The organism is Variovorax sp. GW821-FHT09D07, from assembly GCF_059416345.1.
On sequence record NZ_JBWKOY010000003.1, the window covers coordinates 100,944 to 118,295 of the forward strand.

The 17,352-nt window shown below is 66.4% G+C and carries 18 protein-coding genes; 5 read left to right on the forward strand and 13 right to left on the reverse strand.

All coding sequences use genetic code 11. The features are described from left to right. Window positions 1-4: 4 nt before the first annotated feature. The 13 genes from AC07OX_RS11865 to AC07OX_RS11925 form a co-directional block, all read right to left on the reverse strand. Window positions 5-6,607, reverse strand: coding sequence for a hypothetical protein (locus AC07OX_RS11865; RefSeq protein WP_495261452.1), 6,603 nt, complete (start codon window positions 6,605-6,607; stop codon window positions 5-7). 110 nt (window positions 6,608-6,717) lie between these two features. Beyond that, window positions 6,718-7,134 carry a DUF6950 family protein gene (locus tag AC07OX_RS11870; RefSeq protein WP_159274825.1) on the reverse strand — a complete coding sequence of 139 codons (417 nt, stop codon included), beginning with the start codon at window positions 7,132-7,134 and terminating at the stop codon, window positions 6,718-6,720. Continuing rightward, window positions 7,131-7,754, reverse strand: a complete 624-nt coding sequence (locus AC07OX_RS11875; protein ID WP_159274826.1) for a hypothetical protein — start codon at window positions 7,752-7,754, stop codon at window positions 7,131-7,133. Before AC07OX_RS11875 ends, AC07OX_RS11870 begins: the two co-directional genes overlap by 4 nt. After that, complete coding sequence (locus tag AC07OX_RS11880) at window positions 7,751-8,374, reverse strand: hypothetical protein (protein ID WP_159274827.1); 624 nt, start codon at window positions 8,372-8,374, stop codon at window positions 7,751-7,753. Before AC07OX_RS11880 ends, AC07OX_RS11875 begins: the two co-directional genes overlap by 4 nt. Continuing rightward, complete coding sequence (locus tag AC07OX_RS11885; RefSeq protein WP_495261451.1) at window positions 8,371-10,536, reverse strand: phage tail length tape measure family protein; 2,166 nt, start codon at window positions 10,534-10,536, stop codon at window positions 8,371-8,373. Before AC07OX_RS11885 ends, AC07OX_RS11880 begins: the two co-directional genes overlap by 4 nt. A gap of 123 nt (window positions 10,537-10,659) precedes the next feature. Further along, window positions 10,660-11,010, reverse strand: coding sequence for a DUF1799 domain-containing protein (locus AC07OX_RS11890; protein WP_495261450.1), 351 nt, complete (start codon window positions 11,008-11,010; stop codon window positions 10,660-10,662). 17 nt (window positions 11,011-11,027) lie between these two features. Next, window positions 11,028-11,378, reverse strand: a complete 351-nt coding sequence (locus AC07OX_RS11895) for a hypothetical protein (protein WP_095950412.1) — start codon at window positions 11,376-11,378, stop codon at window positions 11,028-11,030. Window positions 11,379-11,449: 71 nt separating this feature from the next. Next, on the reverse strand, window positions 11,450-12,379 hold the full coding sequence (locus AC07OX_RS11900; protein WP_495261449.1) for a hypothetical protein: 930 nt from the start codon (window positions 12,377-12,379) through the stop codon (window positions 11,450-11,452). 64 nt (window positions 12,380-12,443) lie between these two features. Then, window positions 12,444-12,923 carry a hypothetical protein gene (locus AC07OX_RS11905; protein ID WP_495261448.1) on the reverse strand — a complete coding sequence of 160 codons (480 nt, stop codon included), beginning with the start codon at window positions 12,921-12,923 and terminating at the stop codon, window positions 12,444-12,446. Between the two features lie 174 nt (window positions 12,924-13,097). Further along, entirely contained in the window at window positions 13,098-13,370 is a 273-nt protein-coding gene (locus AC07OX_RS11910; protein ID WP_235944287.1) for a hypothetical protein, read from the reverse strand. Next, window positions 13,367-14,017 carry a hypothetical protein gene (locus AC07OX_RS11915; RefSeq protein ID WP_235944288.1) on the reverse strand — a complete coding sequence of 217 codons (651 nt, stop codon included), beginning with the start codon at window positions 14,015-14,017 and terminating at the stop codon, window positions 13,367-13,369. The genes AC07OX_RS11910 and AC07OX_RS11915 overlap by 4 nt, the downstream gene beginning before the upstream one ends. Further along, the gene (locus AC07OX_RS11920) at window positions 14,014-14,640 is read right to left on the reverse strand and encodes a lysozyme (RefSeq protein ID WP_495331081.1); all 627 of its coding nucleotides are present in this window, start codon (window positions 14,638-14,640) and stop codon (window positions 14,014-14,016) included. Before AC07OX_RS11920 ends, AC07OX_RS11915 begins: the two co-directional genes overlap by 4 nt. A 63-nt stretch (window positions 14,641-14,703) precedes the next feature. Next, window positions 14,704-15,426 carry an XRE family transcriptional regulator gene (locus tag AC07OX_RS11925; protein WP_495261447.1) on the reverse strand — a complete coding sequence of 241 codons (723 nt, stop codon included), beginning with the start codon at window positions 15,424-15,426 and terminating at the stop codon, window positions 14,704-14,706. Window positions 15,427-15,593: 167 nt separating this feature from the next. Here AC07OX_RS11925 and AC07OX_RS11930 point away from each other — a divergent pair, with 167 nt between their 5' ends. The 5 genes from AC07OX_RS11930 (at window position 15,594) to AC07OX_RS11950 (ending at window position 17,343) form a co-directional block, all read left to right on the forward strand. Further along, the gene (locus AC07OX_RS11930) at window positions 15,594-15,857 is read left to right on the forward strand and encodes a helix-turn-helix domain-containing protein (RefSeq protein WP_159274832.1); all 264 of its coding nucleotides are present in this window, start codon (window positions 15,594-15,596) and stop codon (window positions 15,855-15,857) included. 112 nt (window positions 15,858-15,969) lie between these two features. Next, window positions 15,970-16,122 (forward strand): hypothetical protein, encoded by a 153-nt coding sequence (locus tag AC07OX_RS11935; protein WP_185993763.1) that lies wholly within the window; start codon window positions 15,970-15,972, stop codon window positions 16,120-16,122. After that, entirely contained in the window at window positions 16,122-16,538 is a 417-nt protein-coding gene (locus AC07OX_RS11940) for a hypothetical protein (protein ID WP_495261446.1), read from the forward strand. The genes AC07OX_RS11935 and AC07OX_RS11940 overlap by 1 nt, the downstream gene beginning before the upstream one ends. After that, window positions 16,535-16,960 (forward strand): hypothetical protein, encoded by a 426-nt coding sequence (locus AC07OX_RS11945; RefSeq protein WP_495261445.1) that lies wholly within the window; start codon window positions 16,535-16,537, stop codon window positions 16,958-16,960. The genes AC07OX_RS11940 and AC07OX_RS11945 overlap by 4 nt, the downstream gene beginning before the upstream one ends. After that, a complete protein-coding gene (locus AC07OX_RS11950) occupies window positions 16,957-17,343 on the forward strand; it encodes a hypothetical protein (RefSeq protein ID WP_139700595.1) in 387 nt (128 codons plus the stop codon). The genes AC07OX_RS11945 and AC07OX_RS11950 overlap by 4 nt, the downstream gene beginning before the upstream one ends. The last annotated feature ends 9 nt before the right edge of the window (window positions 17,344-17,352 follow it).

Below are 17,352 nucleotides of genomic sequence, written 5' to 3' on the forward strand. Positions count from 1 at the left end.
CTTGTTAGCGTTGGCAACTCAGTGCGAAGATGGAAGTGTTCGAACCACCGAACGTCCCGATGGCGGCAATGGAATACCCACCAGGAGGAAGGTCTACAACCACGGAGCCGCTGACCGTCGTTCCGGGAATACCGGCCCCGGACCACCGGGGTACCCCATCGACCGTCAGTTGGAGCCATCCCCCCAAGCCGCCGCCCGCGCCAGGAGGAATAAAAGTAGACCCAGTGATGTACGTGGGCACCGAAGCCCCGTTGCTATAGGGGATCTCATGACGGATGCCCGCAGTGGGGCCGAGTTCCGATCTCGCCGTGGGCACAGTGATGGAATGCCCCCTGATGTTGAGCGTGCCGACCACATCAACCTGACTGATCGTCAGTCCACTCTGATCCAGATTGAAGCCAGGCCCCCAGAGATGGAAGCCGGTGTATGAGCTCGCAGGCATGTACTGCATCACGAGCCCACAGCCGCCGAGAGTGAAGTCGACGAACATGTCGCCCGTGGGGTGTTGCGCCAGGATCCAGCCCCAAGAACTGTCGCGCCACTTGCCAGGGCTGCGGATGTAGCCCCACCCTGTTCCCGTGATGTCCCCGTTGATCGTGACCTGACCGGAAGTGATGTAGCCCAGCTTCGAGATCGAAGCCGTCAACTGCTCCACATCCAGCGAACGAGCCTTGATCGACCCGTCGACGAACATGTTGCCGTTGATCCCGACCGAAGGTGTGCCACCGATGCTGCCGACAACAAAAGGGAACGTCGGCACGCCGCCCGGGCCATCCTGCGCGATGGCGAACTTGTCGACCAGCACGACCAGCTCGGACTTCGTGCCGTCGTTGTTGAGGATCATGCCCGCGACCTTCTTGTCCGCGTTGACGTTCAGGCGCCATTGCGACTTGACGGTGCCATCCAGTGTTGCGATGGCTGAGGCGTTGGTCGAGATCGAGGAGGTATGGCCGTTCACCGTCGCAGTCAACGAAGTCATCGAGTTGGCCTGGGCCGTGATCGAGCCTTCGGCGCTGGTGACTCGCGTGGTCAGCGCATTGACCGCGCTGGCATCCGCCTTCGTGATCTCCGCCTTGGTGATCCGCAGGCTGTCCGTGACATCCTCGAAGCGAAACCCCTGGATCTCCGAGTAGCCCGTGGTGCCACCCGTGTGGTTCAGGGCGAAGCCGGGGCTGACCGAGGTGTCGCCGAAGGCGCTGCCGAGCAGGTCCAGCGAGATCTGCGTCCAGACGTTGTTGGGCAGGCTGCCAATCGCGATGGGACTGTTGCTGTAGTTGCCCAACGTGTTGCGCCACCAGGTCCAATAGTGCGTGCCGTTGGCATCCACGCGTCGGACCCATGCCGTGAGGCGGTAGGTCCGCGCCGGGTCGATCACCACCTTGCTCTTCGAGTAGTTCCAGAAGTTCGCGCCGCCCACGGGCGAACGGCACACCGTGGTGGCGACCTTGCCGGTCGTGGTCGTGACGAAGTACGTCGCCAGGTTGACACCGTAGTGGCTGCGCCAGGCCGCTGCGTTGGCCAGGCTCTCATCTGCCGTCAGGCTGGCCTGAGAGTCGGCACGTCCCAACTCCAGCCCGCTGTTGATGCTGGTGATTGCATCGCCCTGCGACGTGATCAGGCCCTCCGCATTCGTGACGCGCGTCGTCAATGCGGTCAGGGCCGTGTTGCTGGCCTTGCTCGGCAGGCCGTTCGTCGTGTGGTTGACGGTGGCCGACAGCGCGGTGATCGCGTTGGCGTTCGCCGTGTCCGCGGTGACGCGGGCACTCTGCTCGGCCGTCACGGCTGCGGTGGCATCTGCCTTGTTCGTGTTGACGACCGCTTCGAGCGCTTGCCGTGCAGACACCTCGGCCGCATCCGCCGTGATGCGCGCCTGGCGCTCCTCGTAGATCAGGCCGCTGGCGAGCGTCGGGCCCGTCGGCTTCTCCCAGACTTCGAAGGCATTGCCCACGAAGTCGTTGACCAGCGACGCCCCGATCACCGTGTCCAGGCTGCCCGAGGTGTCGGGAACGCCCGTGAGCGCCACGGACAAGCCCTGCCGCTGGATCGCCTCTGCGCTGTCCGCCTGCGCCCGTGCCACCGCCTCGGCCTGCAGCGCTGCGGAGCCGGCCGTCGCGTTGCCGGTGACGGTCGCCTGCAATGCGGTGATCGCATTGACATTGGCCGTGTCGGCGGTGGCGCGCACGCTCTGCTCGGTTACCAGCGCGGCATCGGCGCTGGTCTTGTTGCTCGCCACGGTGGCCGCCAGCGCCGTGCGGGCCGTGATCTCCGCGTTGTCGGCGGCGATCCGTGCCTGGCGCTCGCTGTAGACCAGGCCCGAGCTGACAGCCCCCACGTCGGTGCCGGTGTAGGCACCGCGCACCTGCGTGGCCAGCGATTCGCGCGCCGTGACTTCCGCCGTGTCCGCCGTGGCCCGCGCGCTCTGTTCGGCGTTGATCGCGGCATTGACGGTGGCCAGGTTCCCGGCCACGGTCGCGGCCAGTGCCTGGCGGGCCGTGACCTCGGCGGCATCGGCATTGGCGCGCGCCGTCTGCTCCGCCACGAGCGCGGCATCCGCGTTCGTCTTGTTGCTGGCCACGGTGGCTGCGAGCTGCTGCCGGGCCGTGACCTCGGCGGTGTCCGCGCTCACTCGTGCATCGCGTTCCGATGCCAGGAGGCCCGAGCTCAGTGCGCCGATGTCGTTGCCGTTGTAGGCGCCGCGCAGCTGCGTCGCGAGGTTCTCGCGCGCCGAGACCTCGGCGGCATCCGCACTCGCACGCGCGGCAATCTCGCTCTGCAGCGCGGCGTTCGAAGCACCCGGCGATGGGCGTCCGATGGCGACCCAGTCGATCTCGAAGTACGCCGTGGCAGTCTGCGCTGCCGACAGCTCGATCCGGAGCTGGTCGATGGCCACATCCCAGCCGGGGCTGACGGTGACCATGCCGATGCCTGCGCCGTCGTAGGTCGGCTCCGTCATCGTCACACGCCGCGACGCGTCGAAGCCGCTGTCGCTTGCTGCGCGCCACGACAACGCACCGTCCCATGCGGGCGCACCGACCTTGCGCACACGCATGCGGATCTGGCCGTAGGTCGAACCGTTCGCGGCGATGCCCACAGGCGACACGATGAAGGGATCGGTCGCATGGTTGGCGGGGCGGATCCACCCCGCTGCCACGGAGGGCGTGCCGTTGCCCGTCCAGGCCTCCAGGCCGGAATCGAAGTACCAGATCTTTGCGTAGTCGAACTGCTCGCCCACGCCTGCCGAGATCAACGTGATCTGCTGCGCCAGGGCTTCGTCGCTCGTGGCGCGCGCACTGCGCTCCTGGTAGATCAGGCCGCTGACCACCTGCGACAGGTCCGACCCGCCGTAGCCACCGGTGAGCTGCGCCTGCAGCGTCTCGCGCGCGCTGACTTCGGCGGCGTCAGCCGCCACCCGGGCCTGGCGTTCTTCGGCGATCAGGCCGCTGCCCACCTGCCCCAGCGCCGGCGCCTGCCAGACGCCGTAGCTCTGCTCGGCAAACCCGATGTCCAGCGACGCGCCATCCACGTAGGCCAAGGTGGCGGCGAGGTCCGTTGCGCCGACCAGCGCGACCGTGAGCGACTCGCGGCTGCGGGCCTCGGCCGCGTCTGCGGCACTGCGCGCCGAGGCCTCATTGCCGATGGCGGCAGTCAGCGACGCGTCCGCGGCCTGCAGCTGCGTGGCCAGTTGCTGACGTGCCGATGCTTCCGCCGCATCGGCGCTGGCGCGCGTCGTGGCCTCGGTCTGCAGTGCCGCCTGCGCGGTGCTCAACGATGCGTTCAGCGTCGTGAGGCGTGACGACAGCGACTCGTCAGCGGTCTGCCGCGCCGTGGCTTCGTCCGCGATCGCAGCGCTGCGGGCATTGGTTTCGGCAAGCAGCGCCGCCGCCCGCGCGCTCTGTTCGGCGGTGATCGCCGTGGCGCGGGTGCTGGCCTCGGCCGTCACCGCTGCCTTCCGGTCGGCCACCTCCTGCGAGACGGCCGCCACGCGTGCCGTGATCTCGGCCTGGTCGGCCGCTGCGCGGGTGGTGGCTTCGGCGGTGAGCGCGCTCGTCACCTGCGTGACCTGTTGCGTTCGCTGCTGAGCCTCGGACACCAACGCCGCCGAGCGCGCGGCCGTTTCTGCCGCAAGGGCGGCCGTTCGCGCAGCCGCTTCGGCGCTCAGGGCCTGCGCGCGATCCTGCGTTTCCTTCGTCAGCGCCTGGCCCTGCGCCTGGTCGACGGCCTTGAGCTCGTCGACGGCTTCGTTCAGGCCCTTTTCGAGCTCTTCCAGCGCTTCGTCGATGCCGGGCAGCACCGTGAGCTGCACATACGCGGCAGCGCTGCCGTTGCCGCCGGCATCGACGGCGCGCACCCAGTAGCGCCAGCTGCCCGTGGCTTCGGTGCGAACGAAGGTCCGCTCTGCCGTGCGTCCGATCTCTTCGGACGTCTCGAGCGTGGCACCCCGGCGCAGCTCGTAGTACGCGATCGGCTGCATGGTCTTGCAGTCCTGCCAGGCCAGGTCGATCTCGTTGCGCCAGACAGTGCCGTTCACGATCGGCTGCGCAGGTGCCGCGATGTCGATGGACGCGGAGACCGGCACCGACCATTGGTTGGACGTGCTGCCGTGCGAAGCCCAGACACGCTGGGTGCCGGCGCGCAGCCATCCGAGGTTGGCCGCCACGCCCTTGGCGGAGAACACCTCGTCGGCCAGCTCCCAGCTCGCGCCGATGCGCACGCGGGTCGTGCTCCAGTCGAGCAGGTCGAGCCCGATCGGCTGGCCCCAGGTGGCGACGATGCCGGCGTCGGTCACGTCGAGTGCGAGCCCCGCCACGTCGGCAGGCACGCCGCCCTTGCCGACCAACGTGTGCTCGGCCGTGGCCCACGGGCTCGATGCGTAGGGCGTTCGAAAGCGCGCACGCACCTGGTAGAGGCTGCGCACCGACAGGCCCAGCAGGAAGGTCTCGGTGGCATCGCCCGGCAGCTGCGACGAGTGCCAGTCGCTCACCGGTGCCAGCGAGCGCCATTGCACCTCGACCGCACCGCTCTTCAGGATGTTGAGCTCGTTCGATTTCGCCCATGAGACGCGGGCTCGCGCCACCATGCCACCGTCCTGCAGCGACATCTGCGACGGGCCGCTTTCCACCTTGAAGTCGAACGGCGCCTGCGGTTGCAGGAACGGGCTCGGCAGGTTGGTGTTCGGCGCCGCGTCGGCCAGCACCTCGTCGGCCAGGTCGTAGTAGGCCGGCACGTCTTCGATCACGAGCAGCGACAGCGGCGCGTTGCGCGCGTAGGTCCAGTCGGTGACGCGGAAGGTCTTGTTGGTAAAGCCGTACAGCGCGCTCGAGAGCACGATGCGGTCGCCGGGCTGCAGATGCCACGCCAGCATCTTCGGATGGATGCGCAACACGAAGCCGCCGCGGCTCTGCTCGACCACCACGCGGGCGATCTGGTGGCAGCGCATGTGCGAGGCCGTGAAGGCCAGCGCCATGTCGGTGAACTTGTCCTTCGCATCGAGTGCACGGAAGTTCGAGTTCTGGTAGGGCGAGAAGTCCTCGCTGACGCCGTTGCGCGCGCCATTGACGTACGTGCCGCGCATGCCATTGAAGCGACTCGCACCGGGATGGGCGGTCTGGGCCACCGCCGTGGGTGCCAGCATGTCGTCGTCGTCGAGGTTGAGCACCGGCGTGCTCCATGCGCCGGCCTGGACGCGCCAGACGCCGCCCGACTCCAGGCTGAAGCCAGCCATCGCGTCCTCGATCTGCTGACGGGTCGATTCGCGGTCCTGGTCGGAGCGGAACATGCCGTCGCAGACGTACCGGGCGCGCGAGTTGCCGTAGTTCAGCGCGTCGCCTGCTTGCACCGCGGTGTAGACCTGCTCGTCGCAAGCGTTGGCGGCAGCGATGAGCGCGTTCTCGTCGATCTGGTCGGCCGCCGCGAGGTACCCCGACTCCGAGCGCAGGAAGTCGGCCAGGCACAGTGCCGGGTTGCGCGAGTAGACGGTCTGGCCGGTGCGCGGGTCGTGCACCTTCTTGCCACGAATCCTCGCGGTGATCTCGGGAATGCCACCCTGGAAACGATCGAACAGCAGGTTGAGCGTGACGACCGCATAGGTGCAGCCGCTGAGCTTGTGCTGTTCCGTCCAGAAATCGACATCGGGGAAGGTCTCATGGAGGCTGGCGCGAAGGAAGCCGTCGGCCGTGTCCACACCGCCCGGCGAGGTGTGGAACTGCACGTTCACCGACGGACCTTCCGACGGCCATCCGTTGAACAGCGGCGGCATCTGGAACTCGGCACCATCGGTCCAGCCGGCCGCGTTGGGTCGTCCCACCGACGTACCGTCGATGAAGATCTCGTCGATGGCCTCGCACTCGTGCGCCGCGAAGACGATGACGATGTGCTTGAAATGGGCCATCGCGCCGCTGTCGAGCACCGCGACAATGGATCCCCCCACGCGCGCAGGTGCGCCATAGACCGTCGTCCACGGGGCCTCTGAACTGACCAATGTGGCGGTGCGATCGCGCAGGTTGGCAACGTCCTCGGCGAACTTACGGGCCGCAGCCTGGCGCGCCTTCTTCTTGGCTTGCGATGAGTTGTAGGCCGAACTTGCGATCGAAAGGACCACTGCGGCCACGGCCCCGTATCCGCCCACGGCGTAGAGAAGCCCGCTGATGATGGTCACCGGCTCCGCATGCGCTATCGCCGCAAAGCAAGAAAGGCCGAACAGGACGGAGAACCGTCGAATCAAATGCGCCATGCGGCCACCCCCTCGGTCATTGGAAGAAAAATCAATCGGTCGGTGCCAGGAGTCACGATGTGCGAGCCCGTGCAGATGCCGAAGCTGTAGCCCGAAACGCGGCCGACGCGACGGCCGCTGCGAGCCAGTACGACATCGCCGCGTTGCGCCATGCGGCCTGGCTGCGAGGTCCCCAGGAGAGCGGAGGCCGCCGCCTCGAAACCGCCCGAGGCACGCACATGTCGCAGCGCCGTCAGCAGCCTCTTGGACACCAATGCACCGCCCGGCGCGCGCAGCGCCTCGAGCGGGTCCGCGCCGCGCTGCTCGCACACCCAGTCCGCGGCAATGCTTGCGCAGTCGTGCCTGAAATAGGCGAAGCCGGTATGGCGTCGCGCGTCGATGAAGGCGTCAAGGTCGGTGCTCATTTGCTGTGCACCCCCAGGGTTTGCCGGTATTGAAGATTGGCCTGCAACCACTTGCTGACCCAGATCGACGGATTGCCGATCAGGCCCGTGAGGTAGGAGAAGCCGAGCTCGCCCGGATGCCGCGCCTGGTGCTGCGCGTTGTTCATGCGCAGTGCAGCGGGATTGCTGCGCACGTCATAGCTCGCCGTGCGGCAGTCCATGCTGATCGAGGCGTTGTTGCCGTCGCGATCGATCTTCATCTGGTCCATCACGCCGACGAAACGCAGCACGGGCGCGCCGGTAATCTGCAGCGTGTTGGCATCGAGCATCGCGATCCACACGCGCACACGACGGTCCTGGTAGTCGGAGGGATCGCCAAGCGCCAAAGCACGTGTGCCGATGTCCACTGGCGAGAGCGTCAGCGTGAGCTTCTCGGCCGCCCCGTCTTCGCTCTCGTGCAGCTCGCCGATGGAGCCGAGGTTGCCCACGCCCTGCCAGGTCTCGCCCATGACCTGGACGCTGAGCGGCCAGTTCGTGAAGCGCGCCGTGCCCGAGCGCAGTTGCAGTTCGACCAGTGCGAGTTCGCCATAGGCGCCGGCGTTGGCGGTGGCCTGAAAGCCGCTGTTGGTGGTGACTGTCATTCCCAGGACTCCATGAGATCGAGGCTGAAGCCGCCCTGCGTGCGCGACTCCGACGACCAGTTGTTCTTGGTATCGACCTTGCGCATGAGGCAGGTCGGGCGATCCCAGACCACGGCGCTGCCGGCGGCCACGGCCACGCGCAACACCGGCTCGATCGACACCACGATCAGCCCCGACGCGTTCGCCACGGCGTCGGCCTGCACATGCAGCAGCTGTCGCTGGATCGATCCCTGATTGACACCGATCCAGTCGCCCTGCAGCAAGGTCTTTCCGGCTTGCGCCGCACCCATCTGGATCGACAGCGACGACGCGCCCGCCGCAGCGGCCAGCGCCGTCCATGTGCCCCGCGCGCTACCGCGCGGGGCCGGCTGCAACATGTCGCTGACCGCGAGCACGTTGACCTGGCCGCGCAGCGCATGCACCAGGCTGCGCCACATCGCGGCCTCGTTCATCAGCGGAATGCGCTCTTCGCTCACGAGCGCACAAGTTCGACGCGGCGGTGCCAGCACGGCGACCTGCGACGAGCCGGTGTCGCCACTGCTGAAGCTCAGGTCGAAGGTCTGGATACCGAAGTCCTGCCGCTTGACAGGCAAGGTGGGGGGCAAGGTGATGATGCTCATTGGGGCACCACCCGCATACGCTTGAGTTGTTCCATTTGGCCTTGGTTGTTTGCTTGAAGTGCACGGTCCAGATCGGCCATCACGGCGCCGCGATCGGACCTCGAATCGATGTGGAAGACGGTGGAGGGCGCGTAGTGCAGCGCGCCGCCGCCACTCGCACCTTGAGCGCTCACGCCAAGGCGGCCGTCGGAACCACGGCGCAAGGGCATGATGGCTTCGGGCCCGGCCTCGCCCATGAGGCCGATGCCGTTGGCGAAGGGGAAGAAGGTGGGCTTGCCGACCACGCTGTTGGCGTAGGCGTGCAGACCAGGAGACGAAAAGACATTGCCGTTTGCGCTCTTGACGAAGAAGCTCATCACGCCATTCACGAGACTGCCCAACCAGTTCCCCCCGGAGCCGCCCGAGTCGCCGTTCCCTCCGCCGCCGCTGCTACCGCTACCGCTACCGCTACCGCTACCCGAAAAAATACCGCTGAGGGAATTGGTGAGCCATTTGGAAAATCCCTCGACGGCCGGTTTCAATGATTTGTCGTACAGCGCGTCGGAGATCGACGAAACGATCTTCTTCTTGAGCGACTGGCCCATCTTGTCGAGTGCCTTGTCGTCGCCCTGCAGCAGACCATTGAAGCCCTCCCGGAACACACCATTCAGGTCATCGGACAGCTTGCCGGATTTCGCGTCCCGTTGGGTCTGTGCCTTGTCGGCCGCTTCGATGCCCTCGGTTCCACGTGTCGCGTTCAGGAGTTTTCTCTCGGCATCAATGCGTTGACTCAGCGCCTCGACGTAGCCGGGAATGACGCTTTCCGTGGCCTCCAGGTCCTGGAGTTGCCGCTCCAACTGAAGAATGTTCAGTTCTCGAATCTCGGACTTCAACTTTCCATGCACGGCGTTTTGCGCTTCCAGTGCGGCGGTCTGCGCACGAACGCCATCCGTCTCCTGACGAAGCGTCAGCAGTGGATCGATCTGCGAGGAGGCGTCCGGTGTGCCGAACGTGCGCCCGGCTTTTCCATCGGTTTCAGTGCGCTCTTCTTGTGCGGCAGCAGTTCCGGGTTTCGACACTTCTGCCTTGCAATGACAGCATGCAACCTCGATGCCGGATCGAAGGCCTTCGGTCTCGGCGCGCTGAATCCCACTTCCCTTGCCATGGACTGCCATCCGACTCTTGGGGATTGCGCGCGAGGTCCGTTCCTCCAGAGCGTTCTTCCTGTTCGCGGCGGCGCTCTTTTTCGCATCCTCCTCTTCCTCTGCAAGCTGGGAAGCTTTGATTTCCTCCTGCACCGCCCTCGTGTTGGTCCGCGCCGACTCGGCTAACTGACGGTCACGTGACAGCGCTTCAACCAGCTCCGCCCTTTGCTTCGCGAGGGCTGCAATGAGTTGGTCCAGTTGCTTGACGGAATCGGTCAGCCCGGAGCCCGAACCAGATCCGCTCTTCGCCATTGCGTCGACGCGGCGTTCGCGAGCATCCTTTATCCGCTCGTCGATGTCCGCAATTTTCTCCAGCTTGCCTGCTGACTGACGACCGATTCCACGCGCACGGTCTTCAATGGACTCGCTCACATCCTTGCCGACCTGCGCGCCGCGAAGAAGCAGATTTCTACTTTTGGAGATATCGTCGGTGCGCAACTTCAGCTCGGCGGCATAGAGCGTTTGCGCCAATACAGCCGCTTCTTGGAGCTTTCCTGATTTTTCAAGTGCACGGATGCTCCCGTGCTGCCCCCGCAACAAGTAGTTTTCTTCTTCGTTGAGCTCAGCTGAACTCTTGCTCGGTTGATTCCCCAGCTTGGCGAACTTCTCAGCAAGCACTTTGATCGGAGTGTTCTCCAGTCGATTCGCCCTTGCTATGGCGGTAGCAGCCTGCTCAATGACGCTGCGGTCAACCCTACCCGTTTCAGTCAATGCGGCCACGGCTTCCATGCCACGCGCCTCTGTCCCCCCTCCGTTGTTCTTGATGCGAACCGCCATCTCTCGCATCTCTTCATTCGTCAGCCCAGCGGCGTTACCGGATGTTCTCCTGGCTGCTGTAGCACGAACTTCTTCCTGGCTTCCATCGACGACTGCACCAACGAAGGAGATCGCTACTTTGGTAGCTGCCTCGCCCGGTGACGCCTTGTCCGTCGCCTGAGTGAACAGAGGAAGGGCTTTGACGATCAAGGATAAATTCATGGTTGTGGAGTTCCTGTCTTCTGCTCGGAAACGGTGCTCATATGGTCCGCCCCGACCAGGGAAAAAATGAGGCCGACATTCGCCGGCCTCATGCTTCTTCAATCGCCTGCGGCCTTCCTCGCGCTAGACGTTCAGCACCGCAATGCCCTCGTCTTCCATCACCTGCAACTGCAGGAACACTTCACGCTGGCGCACACGCGGAATGCCCAGGCGCCGCATCGCCACGTCGACCGCACCGAAGTCGAGCCCCTGGAACCACGCGCCTGCCGCACCGGCGACCACTCGCCATTGCGTGCGGCAGGCGTGGAACACCTCGAAGGCTTCCTGGTGTTCCGGCCACAGCTCGAATGGCGACGGGCCGTCCCCGTTCGCCATCGAGGAGACGAGCTTTTTCGGGTCGAGCCCGAGCGACGCGCACTGGCTGCGGAGATCGTCGTCCAGCTCGTCATGGACGCGATGCGCGACTCCGAGCACGAAGCGCGCGGCGCCCCTCAGTTTTTTACGGCGGCCGGGTACGCGTGCTCGAAGTAGCTGTAGGCAATGGCCGCCTCGAAAGTCGGCCAGTCCTCGGCTGCGGCGGCACGGTTGTCGGGCGTGCAGATGAAGGGCGCGTTGTCTTCGCCCTCCAGGCCCTTCCAGTCGGCCAGCACCATGTCGAGCAGTTCGCGGTCGGTGAGGCTGCGCGCGTCCAGCCGCGCCTGCAGCGTTTCGTTGTCGGTCTTGGACAGGCGCTTGAAGACGGCGTCGAAACGCACCTCCTCGACCTGGCCGTCACCGGGCACACGCATCACCACGGGGGCGATGAAGGTGGGCTTCACGGCGATCTTGAGCTTCTGGGGCATCGGGTTTTCTTCCTTGTGTCTTGAATGAATGAGTGAATGACCGGGTCAGCGAATGAAGAAGAAGGCCGTGCTCAGCGCACGACGATCGACCACTCGTCGTTGCCCGAGCCGCTGGGCACGAACTCGAGCGGCACGGTGACCATCTGCACGCCGTCGACGTCGCTGTAGGTGGGCTTGCCGATCTGCGCGCGCGGCGAGAGGAACTCGACCACGTTGGTCGCGCCCTGGCCGTGCTTGAGGGCCAGGGGCACGCGCTTGCTCGAACGCGCCATGCCGATCCAGTCCTTGGTGGCCACCGAGGTGTTTTCGAAGGTGACCGAGCCGGTGGAGACGCGGGCGGTGATCTCGACCGAGTCGACGGTCATGAGGTCGCGCTTCACGACGGTGTTGCCGGCATCGAAGCTGAAGGCACTGGCCGCCACGCCCAGGCCGTCGAGCGTGAAGGTGGTGTTGGCCTTGTTCACGCCCAGCGGGTCCATGAACTTGGTGTAGTCGGCCGTGGGCAGCGGTGCATCGGCGGCAGGCACGAACAGGCCCGTGAACTCGAACTGCCACTTCGGGATGCCCTTGGCGTCGATGGTGGCCTTCACGTTGCCGTGCGCGTCGGTCATCTTGTAGACGGTGCCGTCGACGTTGCCGTAGATGGTGAGCGACTCGAGGCTGTCGGTGGCTGGTGCGAAGGTGGTGCTGACGCCAGCGGCCGTGGTGACGGCGATCGCACAGCCGCGCATGAGCGCAGCGTAGGCCGGCACGTCGCCGGCGGCAGCGACGCCCGCGATCTCGACCGAGAAGGCGATCTTGCTGTACTGGGTCACCAGCACGGAGCCACGCGAGCCGAAGTAGGGTCGCACGTTGTCGCGCTGGACCACATCGCCTTCGATGGGGGTCAGGGTGACTTCGCTGACCAGGATTGCGTTGGCCGCACCGGTGGGAAGGGCGTCGGTACCGCGTACCGTTTCAGGCTTGGCCAGGATGGCCATCTTGCGCATGAGTTTTGCCATGTTGGCGTTCTCCGTAGATTGGTTGGTTGGTTGATGGAAGGGACTGATGAACAGAGGGCCTGGCTCAGAGGTAGCGCCAGGTCCGCAACTGCAGGGAGGCGCCGTGGCACTGCACGCCGCAAAAACTGACCGCACCGGTGCCGCCGACCTGCATGCCGTCGGTGGCTTTCTCGTCCTTGATCGGGCTGGGAGCGCATGCGCCGCCGAAGCTCGGGTCCGCGCGCACGGCGTCGCGCACGGCCTCGATCAATGCGTCGAAGACAAGCTCCGAAGCGGCGGTGTCGTCGACGGCCATGTAGCCGTGCAAGGTCCAGGTGTCGACGCTGAGGGTGCGCCCGACATTGAGGCTGCGCTCCTCGGTGGCGTCGCGGCGCAGCCACCAGCCGCGCAGCTGCTGTGCGCCGCCGGGCAGCGTGTGAAGGTAGAGCGCGCGCAGCGCGGCCTCGTCGCTCGCGAAGCGCTCGCGATCGTGAACGCGACCGATCTGCGGCACGCCGTTCAGCGTCTGGACAATGGCCGCGCGCAAGGTGTCGAGGCCGCTCATGCCGCGGCTCCGGCCGAATGCTGCGGCGTGAAGATCGTGTGGATGGAAGTGGTGTGCATCGTTGGCTGCGTTGGTTGGTGAATCAACTGTCGCGGCCGGGCCCGAAATGCAAAAGGCCGACATCTGTCGGCCCCTGGTGCGAAATGACGGCGGCGCGCGCCCTCGTTCATGCGTTCAGTTCGCACCGGGACCCCCACCGCGAAACCACTGCTTGATGGCTTCGATGAGCAGTGCGGTGCCGATGGCCATCGCGCCGCCCGAGGCGGCACCGAACACGGCCGCGCGCTGCTCGACGGCACGCAGCCTTCCGTCGAGTGCATCGAAGCGCGCATCGAAGCTGTCCATGCGCCGGTTCTGCTGGTCCTGCCCCTCCTTCAGGGCTTGCACGAGGCCGTGGATCTGGCCGAGCAACAGCAGTTCCTGTGCGCGGGCGTGGGAGTCGCTCATGGGGCGGGCCTTTCTGTGATGAACTCGATCAGCGCGCGATGCCGGAGGCGATCGGCCGCGCAGGATTTCGCGTTGAGGTGGTGGTTGTCCCAGGCGTCGTCGACGGTGAGACCGGCGTCAGCAGCACAGGCTTCGACGGAGGTGTCAGCAAGTCCGCAGGCACCGGCGGGAACGTCCGTGCCCGCGAGGGCGCTGTTCCACAGCCAGACAGCAGCAAGGCTGAGGCGATGACCGCGGTCGACAGGGTCGCGCTGTGCATCGCCAGGCGCGACAGCATCCGGGTCCGCTCGCGGCGCGACAGGTCGCGCAGGATCGCCAGGCCGCTCAGCGCGGCGATCAGGAACAGCAGGAGGAACGACAAGAGAAACGCGCCGGCGTAGATCATGGGACGGGCCTTCGAGGGTGAAGTAGCGGGCCTGCAGGGCGCTGGCGCCGAGCTGGTAGCGGGTCGATGCGGCGCGCCCGCGCGCGTACTCGGCTTCGAGGTCTTTCGCGAATTGCGCGGCGCGCTGCGCTTCCTTGTCCTGCCAGAGGACACGCTCCTTGGTGCGGCCTGCGTCGTGCACCGCCCATCCGCCGACGGCGAGCAGCAATGCGCCCGCACCGACGGCCACGGCGATCACGGAAAGTCGTGTGCCGAAGGTCATGGCACATTCCCCTGGCATTGCGCATGCAGGCGCAGACGGTCTTGCCAGAGTCCGCCGCAGGTCTTGTTGCCGGGCGCAGAGCAATCGGTTTTGCCCGCGTACTTCCAGCCAAGGATGGCGTCGCATGCACCTGCGTAGTCCCCGCGGTTGAGCCGCTGCACCAGCACCGAGGTGTGGCCCGCGCGGCCGCCCGTGCAGAAGTTGAAGGCGCCGATGTTGTAGGCCAGGCTCACATAGGCGTCGTACTCGTGTTGGTGCAGCGGCACCTGCACGCACTGCTTGAGCGCGCTTTCATACGTCTGCACATCGCGCAACGCGCGCTGCAACGCGGGCACGGGCGCTGTGGTGTCGCCCATGCGCACGCCGCCGGTGGTGCCGAAGCCGATGGTCGGCACCGCGGTGCCGTGCACGGGATCGGGGTAGGCCTTGTCGCTGTAGCCCTCGCGCGCGACGATGCCCACCAGCCCGGCCGCGCTGAGCGCGAGGACGGTCAGCAGTTGGCGCGGGGACGCGCCCCCTTTTTCGGCGGACGCAGGTCGCCGCCGGAACCTTCGAAAGATGTCATTGCCCATGCCCTGATGGTCGGGCGCGGGGGCCGATCGGCTGAGGTCGACATCCGCCAACCTCCTTTTCCGCGCGGGGCGCTGCCTACACTGGCCTGCCCGCCGATCGCGGGAACGCGCGGGTCAGATCTCGCCGCCGTGCCAGACGACGCGGCCGCTGATGTGCAGTTCGGCCGCCTGCTCGGCGCTGAGCACCTGCGGCTTGTAGGCGGGGTTGTAGCTGATGATCTGCAGGCCGCCGGTCGAGAAGTCGCGCTGCAGCACCTTCACGTAGTCGTGGCCGTCGAGCTGGATCACGTACACGCCGTCTTGGTCGAGCGACTTGGTGGCGGTGTCGACCAGCAGGATGTCGCCGTTGTTGATCTTGTCGGCCATCGAGTCGCCGCGCGCATGGACGATGCGGGCATAGGCCGGCTTCACGCCCTTGCGCGCCATCCAGGCCCGGTTGAACGCGAAGCGGCCCATGTCTTCCTGCGAGCCGTTGTACGAGCCCCCGCCGGCGCTCACGCGCACGTCGAGCAGTTCCACCAGCACGAAGGTCTCGTCGTCGAGCCCGTTCGACAGCGGGCTGGCCGGCTGGGCGGTCTGGAAAGGATTCAGCTCCGCCGGATCGACGCCCAGCGCCAGGGCCATCACATACAGCTGCGCGAGGCTCGCGTCGCTGACGCCCCGCTCGATGCGCCCCACCGTATTGAAGTGAAGACCGCTGCGCTGCGCGAGGTCGTCGATGGTCAGGCCCTTGCGCTTGCGCAGATCCCGCAACCGCGCGCCCTGTGCAAGGGCCAGCTCGTTGACGCGGGCGGTCACCTGGGTGTCGTCGAAAGGGGTAGGGGTGGGCGACGTCACGATCACTCTGCTTTGTGCGAAGGCGCACATATTAAACACACAAGGGTACTTTCTCAACCTAAAAAGTGTTTCTCCAACAAGAAATATCGCCTTGCGTGTTTTTTTAGATTGTCAAAACCTATTTTGTGTGCATAATCGAGGCTATCAACACAAAACGAGATTTTTCGATGGACTGGCACCCGGCTCAGGTTAAAGCTGCACTTGCAATGGTCGGAACCAACCTGTCGAAGTTGGCCAAAGAACACAAATACGCGCACATCAATGAAGTTCTGTACCGCCCCTGGGTTGCGGCGGAGCGCATCGTGGCCCGCGCGCTGGCGCTGGAACCCGAAGCGATCTGGCCCAGCCGTTACCGGCGTCCGCGCCACCGCGGCATTGCGATGACGCGCAATCCGCATGCGCTGGCGCCTCCCGGCGAAGGGCCGGACTGAGCCTGGCCAGCGGGCGCACCGCACGGGACCTGGCCGGGTTGCCCGGCTTGGCTCGCCAGGGTCTGGCGTGTGCGGAGGAGGAAGAAGAAACGCGTGATTTCAAGAGTGCCCGATGAAGGTTGCAGCCTTCACCGGGCGTGCCAGTGAACTGAGCAGTGCCACGAGCGAGGAGAAATGTACTGTGAGAAAAGGCTTCGTCAAGACCGAGAAAAAGACCGCGTTCGACGGCGCGATGCGCTTCGAACGACTGGCAGGAGGTGCGTGATGCAGGACACCGCCTCTTCTTCCGAATGGTTCGTCGCCAAGGCCTTGCTGGCACTCGCCGAGCAGCGCATTGCGAACGCGCAGGCCGAAGCGGCCGCGCCACCACCGCCGCCCGACGACACGGCCGAGCCGATGGCGGGCGACGGCGCCCCTTTCGCCGAACGCCTGTGGCGCCTGCTGCGCATCCGCCGCGCACTGACCGCCGACGAAGCCGCGAGCCTGCTGGCCGATGCGGACGACGACGTGGCCGAGGCCCGGCGCCAGGCCGGCGCACTGATGTTGTCGTGGTCGCGGCAGCGTCCGAAGGACGTGCGCATCGGCGCGCGCCGCGTCGACGGGTTGAAACGCTACGTGCTTCAGCGCGACGTGGGCGCCACGCCGCCGCAACGCACGGCCAGGGAAGGACACCCCGCATGAACGACACCACGGATCAGGCAGATCGCACGGATCGCGCATGGGAGCAGCGACTCGCACGGGCCGTTGCCGCGCACCTCGAAGCGCACGGCACGGCATCGGCCGGGGAACTCGACCGCATGCTGGCGCACCACCTCGCGGGCTACCGGCCCGAGCCAGGCAGCCCGGCGCTTCGCCGGCAACTGGCGCGGCTGGCGGACGGCGGCCACGTCCACGCCGTGACGGTCGGCGGGCGGCGACGCTGGCGATGCGGCCCCGGGCCCGTGGCCGAGCGCATGGCCTCGGCGCGCCGCGTGACGCGGCTCGACACCAGCGTCTACATGCCCATGCACAGCCCCGTGGTGCGGCCGGGCGCGCTCGACTTCACGCGGGTGCCGAGCCTGCTGCTCGGCACGCGGTTCGGCTTCTGGGGGTCCGCGCAATGAGCAGCGCCGACCCGACCCTCACCGCCGCCCAGGTGCTGGCCGAACTGCGGACCTGCGTCGGGCGCGCGCACGGCCTGCACGTGCGCGATCTCGTCGCCCGCATCACCGGCCGCTCGACACCGGCGCCCGCCCAGGAACGCCGCGCGCGCGAACACGTCGCCGCGCTGCGGCTGCAGGGCGAGCACATCTGCGGCAAGCCTGACACCGGCTACTTCATGGCCGCCACGGCGGCCGAGCTCGACGAGACCTGCCGCTACCTGCGCAGCCGTGCCGTCTCCGGCCTGCGCATCGAAAGCCGGCTGCGCCAGGTGTCGCTGGCGGCCCTGCTCGGGCAGCTCGCCCTTTCCGACAACGACACCCCCAAGAACAACGCCAACTCCTGAAAGGACATT

What these genes read in the sequence shown, in the direction of transcription:
- AC07OX_RS11870 (WP_159274825.1), bottom strand. Translation starts at nt 7,134, where the DNA reads ATGAGCACCGACCTTGACGCCTTCATCGACGCGCGACGCCATACCGGC.
- AC07OX_RS11875 (WP_159274826.1), bottom strand. Translation starts at nt 7,754, where the DNA reads ATGACAGTCACCACCAACAGCGGCTTTCAGGCCACCGCCAACGCCGGC.
- AC07OX_RS11880 (WP_159274827.1), bottom strand. Translation starts at nt 8,374, where the DNA reads ATGAGCATCATCACCTTGCCCCCCACCTTGCCTGTCAAGCGGCAGGAC.
- AC07OX_RS11885 (WP_495261451.1), bottom strand. Translation starts at nt 10,536, where the DNA reads ATGAATTTATCCTTGATCGTCAAAGCCCTTCCTCTGTTCACTCAGGCG.
- AC07OX_RS11895 (WP_095950412.1), bottom strand. Translation starts at nt 11,378, where the DNA reads ATGCCCCAGAAGCTCAAGATCGCCGTGAAGCCCACCTTCATCGCCCCC.
- AC07OX_RS11900 (WP_495261449.1), bottom strand. Translation starts at nt 12,379, where the DNA reads ATGGCAAAACTCATGCGCAAGATGGCCATCCTGGCCAAGCCTGAAACG.
- AC07OX_RS11905 (WP_495261448.1), bottom strand. Translation starts at nt 12,923, where the DNA reads ATGAGCGGCCTCGACACCTTGCGCGCGGCCATTGTCCAGACGCTGAAC.
- AC07OX_RS11910 (WP_235944287.1), bottom strand. Translation starts at nt 13,370, where the DNA reads ATGAGCGACTCCCACGCCCGCGCACAGGAACTGCTGTTGCTCGGCCAG.
- AC07OX_RS11915 (WP_235944288.1), bottom strand. Translation starts at nt 14,017, where the DNA reads ATGACCTTCGGCACACGACTTTCCGTGATCGCCGTGGCCGTCGGTGCG.
- AC07OX_RS11930 (WP_159274832.1), top strand. Translation starts at nt 15,594, where the DNA reads ATGGACTGGCACCCGGCTCAGGTTAAAGCTGCACTTGCAATGGTCGGA.
- AC07OX_RS11935 (WP_185993763.1), top strand. Translation starts at nt 15,970, where the DNA reads ATGAAGGTTGCAGCCTTCACCGGGCGTGCCAGTGAACTGAGCAGTGCC.
- AC07OX_RS11940 (WP_495261446.1), top strand. Translation starts at nt 16,122, where the DNA reads ATGCAGGACACCGCCTCTTCTTCCGAATGGTTCGTCGCCAAGGCCTTG.
- AC07OX_RS11945 (WP_495261445.1), top strand. Translation starts at nt 16,535, where the DNA reads ATGAACGACACCACGGATCAGGCAGATCGCACGGATCGCGCATGGGAG.
- AC07OX_RS11950 (WP_139700595.1), top strand. Translation starts at nt 16,957, where the DNA reads ATGAGCAGCGCCGACCCGACCCTCACCGCCGCCCAGGTGCTGGCCGAA.